This is a genomic window from Shewanella sp. SM73 (assembly GCF_025653795.1).
GTDB classification, from domain to species: domain Bacteria; phylum Pseudomonadota; class Gammaproteobacteria; order Enterobacterales; family Shewanellaceae; genus Shewanella; species Shewanella oncorhynchi.
In genome coordinates this window covers 311,639-335,805 of sequence record NZ_JAKKRY010000001.1, presented here as the reverse complement: position 1 = coordinate 335,805, position 24,167 = coordinate 311,639, and the positions used below count along the sequence as shown (strand labels likewise).

Here is a 24,167-nt window from a genome sequence, read left to right as displayed (position 1 = left end):
AGATGAAAAACATCAGATTTGATTTTACCTGCTCACGTCAGGTGCCTTTGTATGCGTATTTATGTAATCAATATCTAAATTACGATGAGCTAAATATCAGCATAGGCTGTAATGGTCAACATAGCTCAGGTCAATATAGTGCTGGCCAACATGACTTTGGCCCTCAAAGCTATTTTATTGAAGCTCAAGGCGAGCAAAACCAACTAGAACAATTGGCCGATGCCATTGCCGCGGACTTTTTGATTTCCGCTTGGTTGATTGACTCTAGTATTAAAGTCATCGACGAGCCCCAGGGCAGTAAAACCTTACTGCCCTTTCCACAGTCTGGATCAAGCCCTGCCATAGTGCCTTTTTGCCAGCATTGTTATCCGTTGATTGGCGATAATCAGTCGGCTAAGTTTGGCACACTCGATTTAATTTGCCCTTTCTGCAAGGGCGAAACACAATTAACGTCCGCACAAAAAGCGTTAACCTTGTCAGATATTAAAGCCATGGCACAGGGACTGCTGACACAAGGTCCACTGACATTAGCGGCCGCCGATAATCTGCAAATCAGCCTGACACCGTTTGAGCAGCCCTTAAGCGAGCGGCCACAACTGTTAATTTGTAATCCCAATACGCTGAACGCCCATTTTTGTCTGAACGATGCGCAGGTGCTCGCGCTTTCGAGTATTGAAAAGCCACTTATCTGCGCGAGACCCACGCAAGAACACGACAAACTCAGTGCGCCGCTGTACGACATTTGCTTTGCCTACAGCCGAGTGATCTTAGTGCTCGGGGAAGTATTACGACAAAAAGGGGTCGATTGGGTTTACATTAAAGGGCCGCATAATAGGCCGAAGCTAGCTTGGGTCGATGGTGCTTGGGCACAAATCGCCAGTCACGATTTAAGCTCAACACAGGTTCAAACCAAGCACTTTATCGCTCCAGAACCCTTAAGGGAAAAAGTCAGTCTTCACGGTTATCAAGCCCAATGGCAGGCGGCGAAACGTTCACGATCGCACCAAGGCGAACTGAGTGTGGCAGTATTGACTCAAGTACCGTCAAGTGAAGACAGTGATATTCATTGCACTAGTATGCTAAGCGATAATAATCAAAATACAGTCAACACAGAAAATCACACCCTTGCAGACGCAGCGCTATTCAGTGCGCTGCTCAACGGTAAGTTTACCAGTCATAAACAGGCAAAAAATGCCGCGGTCATTTACTTAAGCCATACCCACGCCAGTCAAATTGTCACCTGCGATAATAAGGGCGACACTGAACTCTTCTTTGCCCTGCCCGAGCTGCCCGATAACGGTTACGAAATCTTCCATCAACTGGACAGCAGTCCGCAAAAAGCCGTAGCGCAAAAATTTAAGAGCCTGTTCCCCGAAGATTACCTAAAACTTTTAAGCCTGAAGCTTCACGGCAGACGGGACAACTTACAAAGCCTGTGGGCGATTGCTGCCATATTAATTGGCCTTAATACACAAGAAGAGACTCAAAGCCAAGCAAGGCTCAGCGATGCACTCATGGCCGCCGCCATGCGCTACTACGGTGCTAATGCACCGCGTATCGATTATCCGCTGACCAAAGGTGAAGCCCACCGCAGCCTAAATTGGTGTAAAACCTTAGGCACTGTCTTAAGTTTTCGTATTGCGGGTAATGACGATCCGAGTCAGCTCGCCTTTGCGATGCAAGACTCGCTGGCGGACTATTTATCTAACTGGATCGAGCATATCGACTTAAATATCGGCGTGCACAATATAGCCTTAGCGGGCAATGAATTAATCAATGAAACCCTGTGCAAACGCATCAGCTTACGCTTAGGCAAAAACTTCCCCTTAGTGGTCAATCGCAGCCTAGATTTAGACGGCGATAACTTAGCCGTTGGGGCACTTTACGTTAAGCAGCGCCAACTGAATGCCCATGATTAGGAGGCCAAAAGTTAAGTCACAACGTATGAAGCCACATAGGCACAATAGTCGCCACAAAAAGCACAGTGACCTGCAGATAAAACGAAGGCTCGCGTTGGAATACCTTGTCCACAAGGGAGCCACGTTAAAGCGTTGTCAGCTGCACGTCACTGGCATAGTACAAGGGGTGGGATTTCGCCCCTTTGTCTATCGTTATGCCCTTGAGTTTCAACTGACGGGCACTGTGCTCAACAATGCCAAGGGCGTGACCATTGAGCTGCAAGGTAATGATGAAAACCTCACTCGCTTTATCACTGTACTCAATACCACTCCACCGCCACTCGCCCGTATCGACAATATCAGCCAAATACCACTGCCGATTTTATTAAGCGAAACCACGTTTGAGATTATAAAAAGCGACAGCCATGAGGACGATGACCCAAGTTCACCGATAGGTGCGCAGGTGGCGGTATCGGCAGATAAAAGTACCTGCCAAGACTGCATGAACGACATGCATAATCCTGATGACCGCCACTTTGGCTATGCCTTTACCAACTGCACTAACTGTGGCCCTCGATACACGATTATCAATGCTTTACCCTATGATAGGCACAACACCGCTATGGCCGATTTTGACATGTGTCCCGAGTGCGCCAAAGAATATCAAAACCCACTCGACCGCCGCTACCATGCCCAGCCCATAAGTTGCCCCGCCTGTGGCCCCAGACTCAGTTTAAAAACACCGCAAGGGGAATACATCCTTCCCAGTGCCTCAAATGTCAGCGCACCTGAATTGAGTACGGACCTTGCGGTACTGACAGCTGCGGCTGATAGATTACGCCAAGGGCAGATTCTGGCAATTAAAGGATTGGGTGGATTTCACTTAATCTGTGATGCCCGAAGTGACAATGCCGTCAACGCACTCAGGCTGCGAAAACAGCGCCAGGCCAAGCCGCTAGCGGTGATGATGGCGGATATCACCATGGCGCAGCACTATGTCACAGGGCCGGATGCCGAGTGGCGAGTGCTGAGTTCGCAGGAAAGGCCCATAGTGCTGATGAGCAGCCGAGCCGAACATGATCTCAGCTTAGCTGTCGCCCCCAATCTGAATAAACTCGGGGTATTTCTGCCCTACACACCGCTGCATCATTTGCTATTGAGTCTCTTCAAAGGGCCATTAGTTGCGACCAGCGCCAATGTTTCAGGCGAGCCTATCATCACAGATTGTGACGAGCTTATTAGCCACTTAAGCCATGTGGTGGATGCGATAGTCGATCATAATCGGCCGATTATTAATGGCTGTGATGACAGTGTGGTGCAAGTGATCCAGCCGCAACTGGATTCCTCCGCAGAGGTGCAAGTATTGCGCCTCGCCCGCGGCTATGCACCGTTAAGTTTCCCCTTAGAGATACCGCTGACCCAATCGATTTTGGCCGTGGGCGCACAACAAAAAAATGCCATCGCCTTAGGCTTTGGCAATAATGTGTTTTTAAGTCCCCATATTGGCGACCTGTTCAGCGTCAGCGCCGAGCAATATTTTGAGCGCACCTTAGCCACTTTTGCTCGGTTGTATCACTTTACGCCAAATCTTATTATTTGCGATAAACACCCAGATTATGCCCCTTCACGCTGGGCTGAAATGCACTCAAACTCGAGTGTAAAACTCAGCGATACCCGTCAAAATCAATGTTTATCGGTGCAACACCACCATGCCCATGTGCTCAGCGTAATGGCAGTTAACCAATATCGAGATCCCGTATTGGGCTTTAGTTTTGACGGTACTGGGCTTGGCGACGATGGCAGTTTATGGGGTGGTGAAGTGCTATTAACTACGCTCGATAAAGCGCAGCGACTGGCCCATTTTGAGCCCATAGCCCTGCTAGGCGGCGAGCAAGCCATTAAGCAACCCGTGAGGTTATTACTGGCATTATTGTTCGAACAAATGAGCCTCGATACTGTGCTCGCATTACAATTACCTATATTAAACAACATGCGCCCAAACACTCTGACTAACTTACATAAGATCTGGCAGAACGGCAGCGCGATAAAAACCTCCTCTGTCGGGCGACTGTTCGATGCCCTCGCCTGCGCCTTAGGCTTAATAGAAACCACACTGTTTGAAGGTCAAGCGGGCATGGCGATAGAAGCCGCGGCCAATCGCGCCGATGCATTAGCCCTTGAAGTCATTTCGCTTAACTTACCTCTTGACATCGACCAGTGGCGAAGCAGTGAGATGTTCAAGCAAATTGTTGAATTGATTACAGCACAACCGCTAACAGACAATAGATGCTATGCCATCGCCCGCGCCTTTTTACACACATTAGGTGATGCTATCTGTGATTATGCTGCCCAGTATCAACACCTCCCAACTGTGCTCTGCGGTGGCGTATTTCAAAATAAATATCTATTGGAATACTGCCTGAACAAGCTCTGCGCCCAAGGAAATAAAATGTTATCCAGTAAACAGATACCCATCAATGATGGCGGCATCGCCCTAGGCCAACTTTGGTATGGCATTCATCAGAGTCAATAACCTTACTTATTTGATAACCCCTGATGTTCGCTCGCCATTTTTATCCCCATAAACCTGACGAACATCAAAGATCCGTAGCGCAATTTGTATCACACTCAACATTAGCGTAACCAAATTAACGATTCGTACATCAATCATTATTTGTCAGGCAAAGTCCTCGTACTCTGCCGATACAAGGAGAGGTAAAATGTGTAAAGACTGCGGCTGCTCCCTTACCCGCCACGACCATGATCATCTAGGCGCGCATGCCCATAGCCATGAGCATAATCATGACCATTCACATACTCATGAGCATAGCCATCAAGAGTTACACACAAATCCTCAGTTAAACGATAAAAAAACCTTGTCAGTCATCCACAAAATTTTAGATAAAAATGATGTCGAAGCAGGTCATAACCGCGCCCACTTTGAGGCACATAACATTACTGCCTTCAACATCATGAGTAGCCCGGGCAGTGGCAAAACCACCCTATTAGAAAATCTCAAAGAATACACGCAGCTCAACTATGCGGTGATCGAGGGCGACTTAGAAACCTCACGCGATGCCGACCGCCTCATCGCTAAAGGCATTAAGGCCTATCAAATTCAAACGGGCAGCGCCTGTCACCTCGACGCCTTTATGGTGCACGGTGCCCTACATCATCTGCCGCTTGAAGGACTCGATATTTGCTTTGTCGAAAACGTCGGTAATCTCGTCTGCCCAGCCAGTTATGATGTGGGCACTCACAAAAATATCGTGCTGCTATCAGTGCCAGAAGGTGATGATAAGATTGAAAAATATCCTGTGATGTTCCGCCGCGCCGATGTAGTTTTTATCACAAAGTGCGATCTACTGCCCTATTTTGATTTCAAGATGGACGAAGCCAGAGCGCAGCTTAAAAAACTCAATCCAGCAACTCAAATTATTGAAGTCTCAATTAAAGATGGCGACTCCATGCAGGCTGTAGCCGCTTGGCTTAAAGACAATATTCGAGGTGCACAATAATGTGCTTGTCCATACCTTCCCAAGTGGTGGCGGTCGATATTGAGCGCCAGAGTGTCACCGTCGATACCTTAGGCGTGCGCCGCGATGTCAGCAGTCATTTAATGAATGAGCCACTGGAAATTGGCGACTATGTGTTGATCCATATTGGTTTTGTGATGAACAAAATTGATAAGGAAGATGCGCAGCAAAGCATTGATCTATACAAAGAAATCGTCACTAAGCTTGAAAATGAAGCCATACACTGACCATCAGCAGTGCAGGATTAAGTCGCAAGGCGCACCCCTATCGAGTGCACCGAGGAAAAAGCATGCTTGAACTAAGACACCTCTATCAAGGCTTTCGCGATCCCCAAACGATTGCCAATTTAGCACGGGATATTCAGTTAACCGCTAAATTGGTTAAGCAACAAATCAATATCATGGAAGTCTGTGGTGGCCATACTCATACGATTATGAAATACGGCTTGCTAGATTTACTGCCAGATAATATTGAATTTATCCATGGTCCTGGCTGCCCAGTGTGCATTATGCCTAAAGAGCGCATCGACCAAGCCGCGGCGCTTGCCTCCCAAGAAAATGTTATTCTTGTGACCCTGGGCGATATGATCCGCGTGCCCGGTTCTCAAGGCTCTTTAGCCAGTTTTAGGGCCAAGGGCTGCGATATTCGCCCAATTTACGATCCCTTAGATACGCTCAAAATTGCCCGCGAGAATCCCGATAAAACCGTAGTGTTCTTCGCCATTGGCTTTGAAACCTCAACCCCAATGACAGCAATTTTGTTACAACTGGCCGAACAAGAAAAACTCGAAAATCTACTGTTTCATATCAATCATGTATTAGTGCCACCCGCAATTGATGCCGTGATGCACGACCCAAAAGCGAGGGTCAACGCCTTTATCGGCCCAGCCCATGTAAGCGTGATCAGTGGCGCAAAAATCTATCGCAGCACAGTCGAAAACTATGGCACACCCGTAGTGGTGGCAGGATTTGAGCCCGTCGATGTGATGGAGTCGATTTTACGGATTGTGCGCCAAAAAGCCGCGGGTAAAGCGGAGCTCGATATCCAATACAGCCGCGCGGTATCGGAAAACGGCAACCTCACGGCGCAGGCCAAAGTAAATCAATTCTTCAATGTCAGACCGCAATTTCGCTGGCGTGGACTAGGCCCAATCCCCAATTCAGCGCTGCAGCTTAAACCCGAATATGCCCACAGAGACGCCGAACTGCGCTTTAAAGACCGCCTACCCGTGAAGGAAATTGACGATCATAAAGCCTGCCAGTGCGGCGATATACTTCGTGGGCTTGCTAAACCAAAGGACTGCAAAGTTTTTGGCCGCGGCTGCAATCCCGAAACGCCCTTAGGCAGTTGCATGGTCAGCTCCGAAGGTGCCTGCAATGCCTATTACCGCTATCAAGGTATCGATATCAAGGAGCCACATCATGGCTGATACACTTAAAGATAAATCCATTCAACTCAGCCACGGCGGTGGCGGCAAAGAAATGAATAAACTGATCCGTGATCTGTTTTTTGCCGAGTTTGATAACCCAATCCTTCGCAGCGAAGAAGACGCTGCTAAACTCGATTTGCACGGTGCCAACGCCTTTACCACAGACTCTTTCACCGTATCCCCTTTATTTTTTGCCGGCGGTGATATCGGCAAGCTCGCCATCGCAGGCACAGTAAACGATCTCGCTATGATGGGCGCAGAACCTCAGTATTTGAGTTGTAGTGTGATCATCGAAGAAGGCTTTTCTATCAAGGATTTAACGACGATTGTCCGCAGTATGGCGAAAGAATTAAAACACAGTGGTGCACGGATTGTCTGCGGCGACACTAAAGTCGTACCCAAGGGGTGCGCCGATGGTTTATTTATTAATACCTCAGGCATTGGTCGCATCTTGCGTCCCAATATTTCCGCGGCGAATGTCACCGTGGGCGATGCCATTATTGTCTCCCGTGATATTGGCTGCCACGGTGCAGCGATTTTAATGGCGCGTGAAGGACTCACGCTCGAATCAGCATTACAAAGTGACTGCGCGACGCTCTGGCCCATAGTCGAGCAATTGATCGCCGCCAATATTCCCATTCATGCGATGCGCGATGCGACTCGCGGCGGCTTATCGGCGGTGCTCAACGAATGGGCTGTCGCCTCCAATGTTGGCATCACAGTAAATGAAGCCAGTATTCCCGTCAGCGATGAAGTCAAAGGTCTGTGCGAACTCTATGGTTTCGAAGCCATGGATCTTGCCAACGAAGGCACTTTCATCCTCGCCGTTCCCAACGACATCGCCTTAGGCGCGCTCGAGATCATGCAACGCTTTGGGCGCTGTGAGCATGCAGCGATAATCGGCACTGTGAGTGATGAACTGGCAGGAAAAGTCGTGCTAAGAACGCCTTGGAATACTAAGCGTTATCTCGATCTTCCCCAAGGTGAACTGCTGCCAAGGATTTGCTGATGCACGAATATTCGATTGTGAGTGCCCTGATTGAGCAATGCGAACAGCACGCGCTGGCCAATCATGCCGATAAAATCACCCGAGTGGATATCAAACTGGGAGTCATGAGCGGGGTTGAACCTAGCCTGCTACAAACGGCCTTCGATACGTTCAAGCTCGATGGGATTTGCAAAGAAGCCCTACTCAATATGCAAATTCAGCCGCTAGTGATACTTTGCCAAGACTGCCAGACTGAATCCGTACTGAGTGAGCGCACGGTCATCTGCCCTGCATGTCAAAGCTTTCGTACTCGCGTACTCGATGGCGAAGATATGTTACTGATGCAACTTGAGATGGAGCAGAACGAGGATTAATCATCCACGATACGCATTGTTAACGACAACGCTCTATAAATAAAGAATGCTATCAATAAAGAACGCTCTTCAACACAAAAATGGCTTCGAGCACACAGCGCTCAAAGCCATTTTAAACCACACTATTTCAGTCACGCTACATCAGCTGTAGATAGAAGCTTCACCCTCTGGGCGCGTCTTGAGCACCCGCAGGAACCACATATACTGCTCTGGATAAGCTAAGATAACTTGCTCGACCACTTTGTTCAGTGCCAACGCCTCATTTTCTTTGCCCACCATGTCTTCAGGCGCAACGGCCGTCATCACAGTGAGATCAAATTGGCGTGAGGTTTGATTGTAGCCAATCTTTACTGGCAACACTTGGGCATTACCCGCCTGCGCTAAACGCCCAACTACAGGTAGCGTTGCCTTCACAGTGCCTAAAAAAGGCGCAAACACACTTTGTTCTGGACCTAAGTCTTCATCGGGAAGATAAAAGAAACTGTTACCGCGCTTAAGCTCAGCCAATAACGCCCGAATGCCCGCCTCGCGCATATACACATGGCCACCACAACTGCTGCGTACACGATTACTAAACCAATTGAATAAGCCGTTTTTATGGGCTTTGGCCATAGTCACCATAGGCAACTCAAGGTTAAGGCGTAAACCAGCATAATCAATTGGCCACACATGGGGCATGATAAAAATGATCGGTTGCCCTGCAGCCTGCGCTTTAGTCACATGCTCAAAGCCGATTAAATTGACTCGACGACGTAAATGCGCTTTTGAGCGCACCAGCAATTCGCCCTGTGCTAACAATACCAAAACGAAGTTTTGCACGTTCTCACGGATTAACACTTCAATCTCGGCGGTGGATTGCTCAGGAAAGCACGCCCTTAAGTTGACTCTGGCAACGCTAATGGGTTTTTTGGCAATTGGCATCACTATTTTTGCCAATAATCTTGCTATGGGATCACGCAGCCATGCGGGCATGAGTCCGAAAATCACTAATAGACCAATCACTAACCAAGTGGCCCAGTATCTAGGGTGTAATAAGGCGAGTTTAAAACGACGGTCAAAATGTTTGGGCTGTCTTGACAAAGAATTCACCTCAGACAGTGGATAAAAACAATGGAGATATTGCATGAAAAAATAAACAGGAAAGCCACTCTCTAAGGAGTGGCTTTCCCATCAAACAAACGAAATTACTTACCCGTGTTTGCTGCTTCTACACGAGTTTTCAGCTTTTGGCCGGGACGGAAAGTCACGACACGACGAGCAGAAATTGGGATATCTTCGCCTGTTTTTGGGTTCCTTCCCGGTCTTTGATTCTTGTCCCTAAGGTCAAAGTTGCCAAAGCCAGATAACTTGACCTGCTCACCACTTTCAAGTGCGCCCCGAATCTCTTCAAAGAACGACTCAACCATCTCTTTGGCGACACGTTTGTTCATTCCGAGTGTTTCAAAAAGATGTTCTGCCATTTCGGCTTTGGTAAGTGCCATACTTTAATCCCTCAACGATGCGTTGAACTCGGACTTAAGGGCAGAAACGACTGAACCAACGGTCTCAGCAATCTCTTTTTCCTCAAGCGTACGAGTAGTGTCTTGTAATGTAAGTGCTATCGCCAGGCTCTTCTTGCCAGGTTCAACACCTTTACCTAAGTATACATCGAACAAGTTTATGCCAACCAACTGATTTTCGCCAACTTTTCTTATCAATTTCATTACATCACCTGCAGATACACTCTCATCTACTACGACTGCGATGTCACGACGATTAGCTGGAAACTTAGATACAGCTTGGGCTAGCGGCAAACTGGTATGCAATAAAGCATCCAATTCCAACTCAAAAACGATGGTTTTACCATTGAGTCCAAAAGGCTTCTCCAAACTAGGATGGATTGCACCTATATGACCGATCACTCGATCATTTCTCAATATTTCAGCACATTGCCCCGGATGGAGAGCAGAATGCGTCGCTCCTCTAAAGCTAAATTCTGATGCGGAAACTGTCAAGCCGATAATTGCTTCTAAATCACCTTTAAGGTCGAAAAAATCAACAGTTTTCGATTCCATAGCCCAATGTTCATCATTTTGGAGCCCAGTAATGACACAAGCGAGCATTGCTTGCTGTCTTACACCGGATTCTGCATTGATATCAGGAACAAAGCGCAGGCCAGTTTCAAAAAGTCTCACGCGACTCTGTTGACGACTTTGGTTGTAGCCAACGGCAGCCAATAAACCGGTGAACATTGACAGGCGCATGGCCGACATTTCACTGGAAATTGGGTTTGGTAACACCATAGCGTCTAAACCAGGATGAACCAGATTTTGCAGTTTTGGATCGACAAAGCTGTAGGTTACCGCTTCTTGGAAACCACGAGCGACCAATAAGGCACGCACGCGTTTTAGGCTTAAGTCAGATTCTTTGTGATCGGACATCCGCAGCGCAGCAACCGGCGCCGTATTCGGGATATTGTTATAACCGTAAATACGCGCCACTTCTTCGATTAAGTCTTCTTCAATCGCCATATCGAAGCGGTACGTTGCGGTGGTCACCTGCCAGTTCCCCTCACCTGCAACTACGCTAAAACCTAGACGTTCGAGGATTTCAGCCACATCGCTATCGGGTACATGGTGACCAAGGATTTTATCTAACTTGCTGCGACGTAAAACAATTTGTGCAGGTTTTGGTAAATCGGCCTCTGATTTAGCTTCCACCACAGGGCCCGCTTCGCCGCCACAGATATCGAGCACTAAGCGAGTCGCACGGTCCATAACCTTATGTTGCATCTCAGGGTCAACACCACGCTCAAAGCGGTGTGATGAATCCGTGTGCAAACCTAAACGGCGTGACTTACCCATAATGGCAAGCGGCGCGAAGAAGGCACATTCAAGCAGTATGTCTTGGGTGGTATCGCTCACGCCTGAGTACTCACCGCCAAATACGCCAGCAAGGGCTAATGGACGCGCATCGTCGGCAATCACTAGCGTATCGCTTGGAATGGTCACTTCGCTGCCATCGAGCAGGGTGATTTTCTCTTCGCCATTGCCTAAACGCACTTGGATATCGCCAGATAATTTGGCTAAGTCAAAGGCGTGCATCGGCTGACCGAATTCAATCAACACGAAGTTAGTGATATCAACGATAGGATCGATAGAGCGGATACCGCTACGACGCAGTTTTTCTTGCATCCATAAAGGCGTTGGCGCTTTCACATTGACGTTTTTAACCACACGGCCTAAGTAACGTGGACACGCCGCTGGCGCCTTAACGTTAATCGTGACCTGTGCATCTGTCGTTGGCGTAACGGCTTGCCACTGTGGCTCAACCACTGTTTGGCGGTTTAACACGCCCACTTCACGGGCAAGACCTGCCATACCTAAGCAATCGGCACGGTTAGCCGTTAAATCCACATCGATAACGGCATCATTAAGTTGCAGATAGTCGCGGATGTCAGTGCCTAATGGCGCGTCCAATGGCAATTCGATAATGCCATCGCTTTCGACGTTAATGCCAAGCTCGCTGTACGAGCACAACATGCCTTCTGATGGCATGCCACGCAGCTTGGCTTTCTTGATTTTGAAATCGCCAGGTAATACGGCGCCAACCATAGCCACGGCCACTTTAAGACCCTGACGGCAGTTTGGTGCACCGCAGACGATATCGATAAGTTCACTACCACCAACGTTGATTTTGGTCACGCGCAGTTTATCGGCATCGGGATGCTGACCACACTCAACCACTTCACCAATCACTACACCGCTAAAATCGGCAGCTACGGCTTCAACGTCATCGACTTCGAGACCGGCCATAGTGATCTGGTGGGATAATGCTTCACGGCTGACTGAAGGGTTTACCCATTCACGAAGCCAAGATTCGTTAAATTTCATGCTATTACAGCTCCGTTATTTAAATTGCTTCAGGAAACGTAGGTCGTTTTCGAAAAACGCACGTAAATCGTTTACGCCGTAACGCAACATAGTTAAGCGCTCGACACCCATACCAAAAGCAAAACCAGAGTATTTTTCTGGATCTATGCCAACGCTGCGCAGCACATTCGGATGTACCATACCGCAGCCAAGCACTTCTAGCCATTTACCATTTTTGCCCATCACGTCCACTTCCGCTGAAGGTTCAGTGAATGGGAAGTAAGATGGACGGAAACGCACTTGCAGATCTTCTTCGAAGAAATTACGCAGGAAGTCATGCAAAATGCCTTTCAATTCAGCAAAGTTAACATGCTCATCAACCAACAACCCTTCCACTTGGTGGAACATAGGCGTGTGAGTTTGGTCGTAATCGTTACGATAAACACGACCAGGAGAAATAATGCGTAATGGTGGCTTTTCAGTTTCCATAGTACGGATTTGCACGCCCGAAGTTTGGGTACGCAGCATCAGTTTAGGATTGAAATAAAAGGTATCATGATCAGCACGCGCAGGATGGTGCTCAGAGATATTCAGTGCGTCGAAATTGTGGAAATCATCTTCAATTTCAGGGCCCTGCTTTACCGAGAACCCTAATTCCCCGAAAAAGGTTTCGATGCGCTCAATGGTTCGAGTCACAGGATGTAACCCACCGATCTCTTGGGTGCGGCCTGGCAAAGTCACATCAATCTTTTCAGCGATTAATTTGGCTTCAAGCTCCGAACTCTTCAGACCATCGATGCGTTCAGTTAATTTTTGTTGAATCGCCTGTTTAGCATCATTGACCGCTTGGCCAAAGGCGGGCTTTTCTTCAGGGCTTAAGCTACCCATCATTTTCATCATGTCGGTGATCTTACCCTTCTTACCAAGGTAATCGACACGGATATCATCCAGTGCTTTTAGATCACTGGCCTGGTCAATAATGACTAAGGCTTGTTCTACGATCTCAGTTAACTGCTGCATTTTCTCTTCCACTGCATAGTCGCGCTTGATAAACAAGTGCTATGGGCGCCAAACTTTCAGGCTATTTGGGTGCTCAGGTTATCGGGCGTTAATGCCAGACGCTTTGCTAGCTATAACGAAATAAAAGGATAGAAATTTTACGCGAGCGAGCGGCATATTACTAGGGCTTATTGGGAGTTTTTATCATGCAAATTCATGTGTTACCCCAGTTTGGAGCCTGAGTTTTGCTCAAGGGAAACCCAAACCTCGATTCTGACGTAAACAACTTCCGCTTTCAGCCACTAGCAGCATTTGTAACTAAACTGTAAACTCACGCCTGTACCTTGCCAAAATTGCAGCAAACAACACAATAACGACTGCAATTAGACTACATTAACTATATAAATCATTACAAAACAGAAAACTATAAAGTCTATGGCAAACTGACCGATATAAATTCGGTTTATGGCCCATTTTATCGAGGCACTCATGAAAGAAGTAAAATTTCGCTGGATAGATCAATATCTTATCCATATGACCTTAAAAACTAAATTCGCTATTCTCTCTATCGTTCCCATGTTGATGATTGTTGGACTGGCGCTTTTCCTAGATAACCAATCCCAGCAAACCTTAATTCAAGGACAGCTCAACAGTCTGCAAAATGCTTCACAACAAATCAACCAAGTCACTGGCAGCTTATATAACAAACTACCAGAGCAAGAACGCCAAACTATCCTTAATCAACTTAGTCGCGAAATTGAAGGTAATGTCAGCATTGTTTCGGTAAATGAAGCCGACAGTAAAGCGCAATCCATCGCTCGCAGTGGCGGTGGTATCGATGATAGCGGTAAGCAACCTAGAGCTGTGAGTCGGGTTAACGATCAAAACCTGATCACGATTATTCCCCTAGACAGCAAAGAAATTGATGCCTTGCTCGCCAACGATAACCTGCTGGTTTATGGCCTAATGGCGGCACTCTTGTTTGTGCTATTTTTGTTCAGCTATTACATTTCAACCTTCGTAGGCGGCGCACTTTATACGACGGTGATGGCATTAAAACGGGCCGCATCGGGTGATTTAACGGGGCGTTTAAACTTCTTCGAAGTGAAGGACGAGTTCAGTATCTTAGCCATCAGCATAGATACCTTAGTAGAACGTCAACATACCTTAGTAAAGCAAATCGCAGAATCGACCGCTAAAATACGCGAAGTTGTATCATCGTTTCGTAGCACAGCGCAGCAAGGCCAATCCTTGGCGGTAAACCAGAGACAACATCTGGACTCCTTAGCGACGGCAATGGAAGAAATGACTGCCGCAGTGAAAGAAGTTGCCCGCAATGCCGAACAATCCTCAGCCGAAACCCAAGAAGCCAATCAACAGGTTAGCGCGGGCGGGAAAGATATTGAAACCACAGTTAAGGCCATCGATGTGTTATCGGATGAAATCTCCGCGGCCTCAAATGCGGTAGGTGTACTCAATGACAACGCCAGTAAAATTGATGAAGTGGTGTCAACCATTAATGCGATTTCCCAGCAAACCAACCTACTGGCCCTCAACGCAGCGATTGAAGCGGCGCGCGCCGGTGAACAAGGTCGTGGCTTTGCCGTGGTAGCAGATGAGGTACGTACTTTAGCGGGGAGAACTCAGGCCGCAACAGTTGAAATCAAAACCATGATCGAATCACTTCAATCGGGTACTCGCAATCTGACACAAGTGATGTCACGTACTGTGAATCAAGCCAATGAAGGAAAACAACACGTACTGCAAACGGGTAAAGACTTAGAGTTTATCGCCCACCACAGCAACAAAGTGTTTGAAATGAGTGTGCTAATTGCGACCTCGGCCGAAGAGCAATCGGCAGTGGCCAACGAGATTGCAACTAACTTAATGGAAATTCGCAACCAATCACACGATGTGGAGCAATCGGCCAACCAGTCAGTTTCAGGTTGCGATGAACTGCAAGCGACTGCGGGGCAACTGGATCAGTTGATGGTGGGATTAAAAATCTAGTCGAGCATTATTTGATGGAATTTAAATTCACTTAACACCCAAAATGCACAAGGGAGCGAATCGCTCCCTTTTTGTTTTCATTCTGACGGTCACGTTCCAATCAACAAGTGTCGTTTCAATTAATAAGTTAATTTTCAATCGATAACGCTACAGCAAAATGAATTCACGTCTGTTAATCCACGTCTTTAAGTGGCCATAGCACGATATGATCTTCAATATCCTTCACGCGTCTTTCATCCACCACCTTGCCTTGGATCGACATACCCGCTAAATGCATCGCTTCTTTGGAGCCTGTGAGCAGCGGATGCCAGCTCGGTAGCTCACGCCCTGCCGCTAGACGGCGATAGGCACAACTGTCGGGCAACCAAGTTAGCTCATGGATATTATCAATCGTGATCACAGTACATTGGGGGACATAGGTGAAACGGTCACTGTAATGCTGACAGCCTGCCGTTTGATGATCGAGCAAAAGGCAAGCTGCATTGGTGTAATACAAGTCTTCGGTTTCATCATCTATCAACTTGTTTAAACAACATTTACCACAACCGTCACACAGGGATTCCCACTCGGTTGTGCTCATCTGCGCTAATGTTTTACTCTGCCAAAATGCCATGATTAACTGTATCTTCTTAATAAAAAACCCGCTCAATGCGGGCTATTTTACACTAATTTGTCGTCAGATACGCAATGCCACTGAGATTAACGAGTGTGGTTTCACGCGCCTGAGCTCATTAGCAGCATCTTGATGCTACCCAGTTAATCTTTGATCCCAAGGCTCAGCTTATGCTCAGCCAATAAATTCACCTGAGGTGGTGGAATTTGTAAATAAAAGCCATTTTCTGCCATTGCTGCTCTGACTTTATGTATATCTGCCATACCTAACGCATCGCGTTTAGCGATAGGAAACACCATCACCAACTTTGGCACGCCAAACATTTCCATCAAAGGCACTGGAACATCGTCAAAACAATCTCTTTTCTTCACAAATAAATAAGTATCAGCCTTTCGGCTACTTTTATAAACGGCACATAGCATAAGAATCAAATATCCAATAGTTCAAACTTGCCAGTCAATGGGGCACACTATAACATGGTCGCCTAGTAATTTAATTGTAAAATCAGCGAACCGACTGATGATTTCTGGAGAATAGTGCCGGGATGTCAAAACCTAGCTTAGAGTTAAAAGGCGCTTCTTTTACTCTTTCAGTGCTTCATATTAATAGCAGCGATTTACAAGCTGTCATGACTGAATTAGACCATAAATTGGCACAGGCTCCTCAGTTTTTTCTGGGTGCTCCTTTAGTCGTCAATCTGAGTGCCATTCAGCACGACAGCTTGAATTTAAGTGCGTTAAAGGATCTGCTGATCTCACGTCAATTAGTGATTGTTGGCATAACGGGCGCGACAACCGTACTCAGTAAACAAGCAAAAGACTTAGGCCTTGCCATAGTCAAAGCGGGAAAACAGAGCAGTACCCCGCCGCCGGCCCCGCGCCAAACTAAAATAGTGAAGCAAAATATTCGTTCAGGCCAACAAGTCTACGCAAAAAATGGTGATTTAATCATATTTGGTGCGGTAGGCAATGGCGCAGAAGTCATCGCAGATGGTAGCATTCATATCTATGGCGCATTACGAGGGAAAGCCATGGCAGGCGCCGCGGGCGATACCAACGCCGTTATCATTGCCCACTCTCTGGAGGCCGAACTCGTTTCAATAGCAGGGCAATATTGGCTCGCTGAAAATCTACAACAACATAGCTCAGATAAAAGCGGCTGCATTCGCCTAAACGGTGAGTCGCTTATGGTTGAATCATTGCCCCTCTAAATGGCAGAACAAAGGATAGAGAGAAACATGGCACAAATTATTGTTGTCACTTCAGGTAAAGGCGGCGTAGGTAAAACCACATCGAGTGCTGCAATTGCGACCGGTCTTGCCATGCAAGGACACAAGACAGTCGTTATTGATTTCGATATAGGTTTACGAAACTTAGACTTGATCATGGGTTGCGAGCGTCGTGTTGTTTATGACTTCGTTAATGTGATCAATGGTGAAGCCAATTTAAATCAAGCGCTGATCAAAGATAAACGCTGCGATAAGTTATTCGTTTTACCCGCTTCACAGACCCGTGATAAAGATGCACTGACCAAAGAAGGCGTCGGCCGTGTTCTAGACGATTTGGCCAAAGACTTTGAGTTTATTCTGTGTGACTCTCCCGCTGGGATTGAGCAAGGCGCTATGATGGCATTGTATTTTGCCGATATCGCCATTGTGACCACGAACCCAGAAGTCAGTTCAGTGCGCGACTCAGACCGTATTTTAGGTATGCTGCAAAGCAAATCACGCCGCGCAGAACTGAATCTAGAGCCGATAAAAGAATATTTACTCTTGACTCGTTATTCACCGAGCCGTGTAAAATCGGGCGAAATGTTGAGTGTTGACGATGTTCAAGAAATTCTGGCCATTGAGTTACTCGGCGTTATTCCTGAGTCACAATCTGTACTGAAAGCCTCTAACTCAGGCGTACCTGTGATTATCGACCAAGAAAGTGATGCGGGTTTAGCCTACAGTGATACAGTCGCACGCTTACTGGGTGAAGATGTACCAGTACGCTTTATTACGGAAGAAAAGAAAGGTTTCTTACAACGGATATTTGGTAGCTAATTATGTCTTTACTCGACTATTTCAAAAGCAAGAAAAAGCCTAGCACTGCGGTAATGGCAAAAGAGCGCCTACAGATCATCGTGGCTCATCAACGTGGACAAAGGGACACTCCCGATTATTTCCCACAGATGAAACAAGAGATCATTGCCGTTATTCGCAAATATGTGCCGATTTCTGATGATCAAGTTTCTGTGCAGTTAGATCAAAACGACGCCAACCTGTCGGTACTCGAGCTTAACGTCACTTTGCCTGACAGATAAGTAGATGATACAAAAAATGTCATCTTCAATTGAAGATGACATTTTGGTGTGGATGTTTTTCAGCAATTGATTCAAGTACGAAATATTAAGCACTAGACCTGAAGCTTTGCTAAAGCCTCAGTTGCTAATTCCCCTCGCCAACCGCATAACACTGCCGGTAAATCCCCTTGTTGCTTATCCCAACGCCATTGCAAAAACTCATGGATATGACGTTTAGAACCGAGCATTTCCTGCGGCACATCATGCTTTTCGCATAATTCGACCAAACAGCTTTTAATCGCTTTAAAGGCCGATTTGTAGCCTGATTTTAACGCCAATACATCCACTAACTCGGGTAAATTAACCAAATCCGCAGTTTGTAGCACACGTAATAAATCTTTGCCGTGAATGCGTTTTTCCTGTTCGGTCAAGTCATTGAGCTTAAACAAATCAGCCGAAGTTTTAGGTTGCTTCTTCGCTAATGCAATAAGACCATGATCTTTGATCACAAAACCTAAGGCTAAATCACGGACTAAGGCTTTTTCAAGGCGCCATTTGGCGAGCACTTTAAGGTAAGCCAATTGAATTTCAGTGAGTTGAAAAGCATTTTTCACTTTCAAATAGGCTGTATCAAGATCAGGATCGGCAAGCCTGCCCTGAGTCATCCTTTCCCCTTCCTCGTATAACCAAGCTAAACGCCCTTGGGCGCAGAGTTTCGCTTCCAGTTGAGGATAGAGCTGATACAAATACAGGACGTCATTGGCGGCGTAGCTTAACTGGGCTTCCGTTAAAGGACGACGGATCCAATCTGTACGCGACTCACCTTTATCGATCACTTCACCAAGGCAAGTTTCAACTAACTTGGCATAACCCACACCGTGGCCCATACCACACAAAGAGGCGGCAATTTGGCTATCAAACAAAGGCGTAGGTTGACATTTGCCGTAGTGGGCAAAAACTTCTAAGTCTTCACTGCAGGAATGCACTAGCTTAACGATATTCGGGTCCGATAACAGCGCCCAAAATTGGGCTAAATCAGGTAAAGCGACCGGATCAATCAAAGCTAAGGTTTTACCATCATAGGCTTGGATCAAACCTAACTTGGCATAATAAGTACGAGTACGAACAAACTCGGTATCTAACACGAGTATCTTACTCTGTTTATATTGGGCAACGAGGGCATTAAGGCTTGCTTCATCACTCACATATTGAAACGCTGACAAATTCTTCTCCAGATCCTGTGGGTCAATCACAGTCCATAAAAACAAAAGCCGGCAAATGCCGGCTTCAATCTTACGCGCGCTTAGCTTCGTCTCTAAGCTCTCGTCGCAAGATTTTACCCACGTTGGTTTTAGGTAACTCGTCCCTAAATTCTACCAGCTTCGGCACTTTATATCCCGTTAAATGAATACGGCAGTGCTTAATGATGTCTTCAGCGGTTAAAGATTTATCTTTTGCCACCACAAATACCTTCACTAACTCACCACTGGCGTCGTTTGGCACACCAACGGCAGCCACTTCAATCACTTTTGGATGAAGTGCAACCACTTCTTCGACTTCGTTAGGGAATACGTTAAAGCCTGATACTAAGATCATGTCTTTCTTACGGTCGACAATATAGAAGAAACCTTTCTCATCCATGTAACCAATATCGCCCGTGGCTAACCAGCCGTCAGTGTCGATCACTTTGGCGGTTTCTTCAGGACGTTGCCAATAGCCTTTCATCACCTGAGGACCTTTACCAAAAAGCTCGCCGGTTTCGCCTTGGGCTAATACCTTGCCGTCATCATTACGGATTTGGATCAGTGTCGAAGGGGCAGGAAAACCAATTGAACCGTTATAACCGTCTAAGTTATATGGACAACAGGTTAATAAGGGTGAGGCTTCCGTCAGACCATAACCTTCAAGTAAACGGGTTTTAGTAATGGTTTGCCATTTATCCGCCACGGCTTTTTGTACCGCCATGCCGCCACCGATAGAGAGTTTTAAGCGTGAGAAATCCAACTGGGAAAAATCATCACTGTTCACTAAAGCGTTAAATAAGGTATTTACCCCAGTTAATGCGGTGAAAGGATACTTTTTCAACTCAGCCACAAATCCTGGGATATCACGAGGATTGGTGATGAGTAAATTCTGACTACCTTTGTGCAAAAACAGCAGGCAATTCACGGTCAAGGCGAAGATGTGATACAGCGGCAAGGCCGTTACGACAAACTCACTGCCATCGTTTAAAGCGGGAGAATATGCACCATCGGCCTGCAATACGTTTGCGACAATATTGCCATGGGTCAACATAGCGCCTTTAGAAACCCCAGTGGTGCCACCTGTGTATTGTAAAAACGCTAAATCATCGTTAGTGACTTCAGGTTTGATGTATTGCATGCGACGACCCGTTGATAAGGTATCGCGCATTGATAAGGCATGGGGTAAATCGTATTTTGGCACTAACTTCTTGATGTACTTCACCACAAAGTTCACTAAGGTACGTTTTGGTGCACTTAATTGATCACCTAAACTGGTGATAATCACGCTTTCAACGGGAGTTTGATCGACCACTTCTTCTAAAGTGCGGGCGAAGTTTGACACCACCACAATGGCTTTAGCGCCAGAGTCAATCAACTGATGTTTAAGTTCGCGCGGTGTATAAAGTGGGTTAACGTTAACAACCACCATACCTGCACGCAAAACACCAAACAGTGCAATGGGATACTGCAACAGGTTTGGCATCATCAAGGCGACACGGTCGCCCTTTTCAAGCTTTAATTCATTTTGTAAATACGCAGCGAATGCTCGGCTGCGTTCTTCCAATTTACGATAGGTTAGCGTGGCACCCATGTTGATAAATGCAGGTTGATCTTCATACTTAGCCACCGCTGTCTCGAACATATCGACAAGCGATGAGTATTGTTCCACATTAATTTCAGCAGGCACATCTTCTGGCAAATGATTAATCCAAGGCTGATCCACTACTCTCTCCTAAATCCCCACAACTGCGGAAACAATATCCATACAAGCGTCAAGACTCGATAAATACCGAGTTAAAATACCGGCTTACATTTTATAGTTATTAATTTACTCGTCATAAATCATACGAGCGTTTTAATTTTGATCATCATCACATAAAAAAAACAAAAAACCTAGCGTCTTTTTTATACCCATATAAGCAACCTATTAAACGAATTTGCGGATCAAACGTGCAACGCCTTCGGCATTGTCCATATGCACATGATGATCGCCCTCAATTATGTGCTCAGACAAATGCTTGAACCACGTTCTGGCCTTAGGTATCGCGCTCTGCAACTGGCTAAATCCCTGTTTGCCACAAATTAATAAGGTTTCGACATTGATATCCTGCATCAAGGCATCAACTTGGGCGAAGGTTAATCGTTGGGGTGAATCTAATCTTAATCGAGGATCACTACGCCAACCTATGCCATCACCTTCGGGCTGCATATTACGATCGAGCAACAAACGACACCAAGGTTCGGCAAGTCCTGTTAAATGTGCCCTCGCCCGCACCGCAGTATCTATACTGTCGTAAATCTTTGCCTGCCCATGCTTCTGAGTTAAATACTTCTCATGCTGATAGAAGCTTTTTTTCAATCGCGCCTTAGCTTGCGTTGGCAACTCAGACAAGGGGCTTAACGCTTCAATCAATACCAGCTTGTTAACCTTTTCGGGAAATGTCGCCGTGTAAGCTGAGGCGATTATACCGCCAAGCGAATGCCCAATCATTGCCGCTGGCTTTTGCGGTAATGCCGTTAACAACGCGTCTAAATCATACAAATAATCAATCCAATGCAGCGGATAGTGTCCCGGCCTATGTGCAGAAAAGCCGTGTCCTGGCCAATCAATGGCGAGCACTTGATAATCGAGTAAATGCGCTGCTAAGGGTTCAAAACTGTTGGCGTTATCTAACCAACCATGTAAGGCAAGCAATAAAGGTTTATCCTTCGCCCCCCATAATCGGCCCGCGACCGTAATATGAGGTAATACAAATTCGATTTGATTTTTGGGGGCGAAAGATTGCCACATAATGCCTCTGATGTCAGGTAATTAAGATGATTTTTTGACAAATTTAAGTGTCATACGGTCACTTTCACCGATCGCTTGGTATTTTTCTTTATCGGTATCACCCAAGGCAAAAGAGGGCGGTAGCGTCCAAACACCTTTGGCGTAATCTTTCGTATCTTTGGGGTTCGCATTGATTTCTGCACTTTCAACTAAGGTAAAACCTGCTTTTTTGGCTAAAGCAACCATAGCGGCTTGATCCATATAGCCAGTGCTGAAGTTCATTCCTTCGTTGGCTCTATGCTCTACCACGCCAAAGATACCGCCGTCCTTCAACACTTTATAAGACGCGGCAAACACGTTTTCCAATTGATCTGTTGATGCCCAGTTATGTAGATTTCGGAAGGTTAATACCAGATCAGCACTACCATCAGCGCCTAAATCCATCTTATGTGGAGGATCGAAGGTAACAATCTTAGCATTGCCCATGACGTCTTTATTGGCCGTCATCCACGCAGCATACTTAGTACCCGCGTTCGCGCGATAACGATTTCCGGGAGTATCTGTCGCAGGAGCCGTTTCGAAACTGGCTGCGATATATTGGCCCTCTTTAGCAAGATAAGGCCCTAATATTTCACTGTACCAGCCATTACCCGGCCAGAGTTCAATCACAGTCTGTTTTGGGGTAATGCCAAAAAAAGTTAAGGTTTCAGCGGGATGACGATAAACGTCACGGCTGGCATTTTTGGCCTGACGAAAATCGCTTTTTAAGACTTTATCTAAGCTTTCATCGGCATAGGTAACACTCGAACATAAACCAGCAAGCAGCAGACTGGCAACTAAGGTGACTTTTTTCATTGTAATTCTCCATGGATACCGAAGGCTTAACCTAGCAGCCAATGGCCAAAAATCCAAGGAATAGAAGTCGGAAAACTAAGCTTTAAGCGACATAAGTGGTTATAGCTCAAAGTGATGAGCAAAATCACCTTTACCTAAATCAACAAAGTTCAAAGCAGAAACACGATGGGGAAAACACTAGACGACTGAGGCATTAAACAAGCTTGAGAACTAACGACTTGCGGCATTATCTACGCGGCGCCACGCAAAATACAAAGCGCAGGCACTGGTTAATAACCATAATCCCACCCAAATCCACGCGGGGATCCAAGAACGCTCGGCCAACATCACTGCATCACCTTGACCATCAAGCCCGAGCAACACAGTCGGACTCGCAAGTGCATTAAGCATGATCATCAAGCCAATAATACGCAAAAACTGGGTCAACATTTTGTTTTGACTGAGTTTAAGCGGTAACAACAAAATAATAGTCAGCACAGCTAAAATCGCTAACGTGAGAATATCCCTGCCCCAAAGCAAGCCGCTTAGCACAACTAAGGCACCTAGCAAGGCAAAACTCACGCGGATCCCCTTTGGCCAAGTTGCTAATAAATAGATTAAATATCCCCAACAGGCCGCACCAAAATACCCTGCAAAGCCAATAAACATCGGCGAGCCGCCTTGGCTAAAACAAAATCCTGCTCCATTCGGAAACAACTGAATATGGCTGACCACGCCCGAGCTTAAAATCGTTGCAATGCCATGGGACAGTTCATGAAAATAGCTTTCAAGCCATTTAAACGGCACGCTCAAATAGGGAATTCTAGTTATCAATAAAGCTAAAACTAGCTCGATAATAAACAAACCACGGCTTGGCACACCACTTGTGGCTAAGCCTGTCAGTTTAGAAGAGGAAAATCGCGAGGTTGAACGGGAAGACGTTTTTTGATGCTCAAGCATACAAGTCCACACCCACCATTTGCTGAATTTCATCGCGTTTGGCGGCATGTTGGGTTTGTAAATATTGGGCAATCGCTCCCTGATGGCCACGCGTATCTTGCTCATACTCGAGGTGCGCACCAAGCCTTGACTGTAAATTTCCCGCTGCGTTTTTACTTTTAGGCTGAGTTTCTAAACTAAGGGCTTCAACGGCATCTTGCTCAATCACTGGGCGTGACGATTCAGGCGCAGTCAGCCCCTGAACGATAGCGGGTCTATTACTCGCTACAGCATTCGTCAAACTCATTTGATTCACATTAACTTGCATCAAGAAGCCTTAAGTTTGCACTATTCATCGTTAAGCCATTCATAGTTAAGAATGCTTAGCAGTAATTG

Annotated in this window: 23 protein-coding genes; 11 read left to right on the top strand and 12 right to left on the bottom strand. The window is 46.4% G+C overall.

Annotated features, from left to right (window positions below):
* Positions 1 to 2: 2 nt before the first annotated feature.
* From L5M51_RS01550 to hypA, 7 genes are all read left to right on the top strand, one after another.
* The gene (locus tag L5M51_RS01550; protein WP_263171238.1) at positions 3 to 1,919 is read left to right on the top strand and encodes a NiFe hydrogenase; all 1,917 of its coding nucleotides are present in this window, start codon (positions 3 to 5) and stop codon (positions 1,917 to 1,919) included.
* A 94-nt stretch (positions 1,920 to 2,013) separates the two neighbouring features.
* The gene (gene hypF, locus L5M51_RS01545) at positions 2,014 to 4,431 is read left to right on the top strand and encodes a carbamoyltransferase HypF (protein ID WP_028760181.1); all 2,418 of its coding nucleotides are present in this window, start codon (positions 2,014 to 2,016) and stop codon (positions 4,429 to 4,431) included.
* A 187-nt stretch (positions 4,432 to 4,618) separates the two neighbouring features.
* Entirely contained in the window at positions 4,619 to 5,416 is a 798-nt protein-coding gene (gene hypB, locus L5M51_RS01540; RefSeq protein WP_105252278.1) for a hydrogenase nickel incorporation protein HypB, read from the top strand.
* Positions 5,416 to 5,661, top strand: coding sequence for a HypC/HybG/HupF family hydrogenase formation chaperone (locus tag L5M51_RS01535; RefSeq protein WP_028760183.1), 246 nt, complete (start codon positions 5,416 to 5,418; stop codon positions 5,659 to 5,661). Before hypB ends, L5M51_RS01535 begins: the two co-directional genes overlap by 1 nt.
* 62 nt (positions 5,662 to 5,723) lie before the next feature.
* Positions 5,724 to 6,863, top strand: coding sequence for a hydrogenase formation protein HypD (gene hypD, locus L5M51_RS01530; RefSeq protein WP_028760184.1), 1,140 nt, complete (start codon positions 5,724 to 5,726; stop codon positions 6,861 to 6,863).
* A complete protein-coding gene (gene hypE, locus L5M51_RS01525) occupies positions 6,856 to 7,872 on the top strand; it encodes a hydrogenase expression/formation protein HypE (RefSeq protein ID WP_263171235.1) in 1,017 nt (338 codons plus the stop codon). The genes hypD and hypE overlap by 8 nt, the downstream gene beginning before the upstream one ends.
* Complete coding sequence (hypA, locus tag L5M51_RS01520) at positions 7,872 to 8,225, top strand: hydrogenase maturation nickel metallochaperone HypA (protein ID WP_263171233.1); 354 nt, start codon at positions 7,872 to 7,874, stop codon at positions 8,223 to 8,225. The genes hypE and hypA overlap by 1 nt, the downstream gene beginning before the upstream one ends.
* 141 nt (positions 8,226 to 8,366) lie before the next feature.
* Here hypA and lpxM read toward each other — a convergent pair whose 3' ends face one another.
* The 4 genes from lpxM to pheS form a co-directional block, all read right to left on the bottom strand.
* Positions 8,367 to 9,305 (bottom strand): lauroyl-Kdo(2)-lipid IV(A) myristoyltransferase, encoded by a 939-nt coding sequence (gene lpxM, locus L5M51_RS01515; protein ID WP_263171230.1) that lies wholly within the window; start codon positions 9,303 to 9,305, stop codon positions 8,367 to 8,369.
* A 104-nt stretch (positions 9,306 to 9,409) separates the two neighbouring features.
* Complete coding sequence (gene ihfA / locus L5M51_RS01510; protein ID WP_006081370.1) at positions 9,410 to 9,706, bottom strand: integration host factor subunit alpha; 297 nt, start codon at positions 9,704 to 9,706, stop codon at positions 9,410 to 9,412.
* A gap of 3 nt (positions 9,707 to 9,709) precedes the next feature.
* On the bottom strand, positions 9,710 to 12,097 hold the full coding sequence (gene pheT, locus L5M51_RS01505; RefSeq protein WP_263171227.1) for a phenylalanine--tRNA ligase subunit beta: 2,388 nt from the start codon (positions 12,095 to 12,097) through the stop codon (positions 9,710 to 9,712).
* 15 nt (positions 12,098 to 12,112) lie between these two features.
* Positions 12,113 to 13,096, bottom strand: a complete 984-nt coding sequence (pheS, locus tag L5M51_RS01500; RefSeq protein ID WP_006081368.1) for a phenylalanine--tRNA ligase subunit alpha — start codon at positions 13,094 to 13,096, stop codon at positions 12,113 to 12,115.
* Between the two features lie 468 nt (positions 13,097 to 13,564).
* Here pheS and L5M51_RS01495 point away from each other — a divergent pair, with 468 nt between their 5' ends.
* Positions 13,565 to 15,085, top strand: coding sequence for a methyl-accepting chemotaxis protein (locus L5M51_RS01495; RefSeq protein ID WP_105253108.1), 1,521 nt, complete (start codon positions 13,565 to 13,567; stop codon positions 15,083 to 15,085).
* A 172-nt stretch (positions 15,086 to 15,257) separates the two neighbouring features.
* Here the strand turns inward: L5M51_RS01495 and L5M51_RS01490 are convergent, their stop codons facing one another.
* Entirely contained in the window at positions 15,258 to 15,698 is a 441-nt protein-coding gene (locus tag L5M51_RS01490; RefSeq protein ID WP_028760190.1) for a YcgN family cysteine cluster protein, read from the bottom strand.
* 143 nt (positions 15,699 to 15,841) lie between these two features.
* On the bottom strand, positions 15,842 to 16,120 hold the full coding sequence (locus tag L5M51_RS01485; RefSeq protein ID WP_028760191.1) for a YcgL domain-containing protein: 279 nt from the start codon (positions 16,118 to 16,120) through the stop codon (positions 15,842 to 15,844).
* 122 nt (positions 16,121 to 16,242) lie between these two features.
* Between L5M51_RS01485 and minC the strand changes: the two genes are divergently transcribed.
* From minC to minE, 3 genes are read left to right on the top strand one after another with little or no spacing between them, the layout of a single operon-like run.
* Positions 16,243 to 16,908 (top strand): septum site-determining protein MinC, encoded by a 666-nt coding sequence (minC, locus tag L5M51_RS01480; protein ID WP_263171225.1) that lies wholly within the window; start codon positions 16,243 to 16,245, stop codon positions 16,906 to 16,908.
* A 27-nt stretch (positions 16,909 to 16,935) separates the two neighbouring features.
* Positions 16,936 to 17,745 carry a septum site-determining protein MinD gene (minD, locus tag L5M51_RS01475; RefSeq protein ID WP_006086391.1) on the top strand — a complete coding sequence of 270 codons (810 nt, stop codon included), beginning with the start codon at positions 16,936 to 16,938 and terminating at the stop codon, positions 17,743 to 17,745.
* Between the two features lie 2 nt (positions 17,746 to 17,747).
* Positions 17,748 to 18,005, top strand: a complete 258-nt coding sequence (minE, locus tag L5M51_RS01470; protein WP_028760193.1) for a cell division topological specificity factor MinE — start codon at positions 17,748 to 17,750, stop codon at positions 18,003 to 18,005.
* Between the two features lie 92 nt (positions 18,006 to 18,097).
* Here minE and rnd read toward each other — a convergent pair whose 3' ends face one another.
* The 6 genes from rnd to L5M51_RS01440 all read right to left on the bottom strand — a co-directional run bounded on the left by rnd (position 18,098) and on the right by L5M51_RS01440 (position 24,099).
* Positions 18,098 to 19,207 carry a ribonuclease D gene (gene rnd / locus L5M51_RS01465; protein ID WP_263144724.1) on the bottom strand — a complete coding sequence of 370 codons (1,110 nt, stop codon included), beginning with the start codon at positions 19,205 to 19,207 and terminating at the stop codon, positions 18,098 to 18,100.
* Between the two features lie 70 nt (positions 19,208 to 19,277).
* Positions 19,278 to 20,951, bottom strand: coding sequence for a long-chain-fatty-acid--CoA ligase FadD (fadD, locus tag L5M51_RS01460; RefSeq protein WP_028760195.1), 1,674 nt, complete (start codon positions 20,949 to 20,951; stop codon positions 19,278 to 19,280).
* Between the two features lie 204 nt (positions 20,952 to 21,155).
* On the bottom strand, positions 21,156 to 22,019 hold the full coding sequence (locus tag L5M51_RS01455) for an alpha/beta fold hydrolase (protein WP_263138284.1): 864 nt from the start codon (positions 22,017 to 22,019) through the stop codon (positions 21,156 to 21,158).
* 21 nt (positions 22,020 to 22,040) lie between these two features.
* The gene (locus L5M51_RS01450; protein ID WP_028760197.1) at positions 22,041 to 22,853 is read right to left on the bottom strand and encodes a class I SAM-dependent methyltransferase; all 813 of its coding nucleotides are present in this window, start codon (positions 22,851 to 22,853) and stop codon (positions 22,041 to 22,043) included.
* A gap of 210 nt (positions 22,854 to 23,063) precedes the next feature.
* On the bottom strand, positions 23,064 to 23,792 hold the full coding sequence (locus tag L5M51_RS01445; protein ID WP_028760198.1) for a M50 family metallopeptidase: 729 nt from the start codon (positions 23,790 to 23,792) through the stop codon (positions 23,064 to 23,066).
* Positions 23,785 to 24,099, bottom strand: a complete 315-nt coding sequence (locus tag L5M51_RS01440; RefSeq protein WP_263171224.1) for a hypothetical protein — start codon at positions 24,097 to 24,099, stop codon at positions 23,785 to 23,787. The genes L5M51_RS01445 and L5M51_RS01440 overlap by 8 nt, the downstream gene beginning before the upstream one ends.
* Positions 24,100 to 24,167 lie beyond the last annotated feature (68 nt).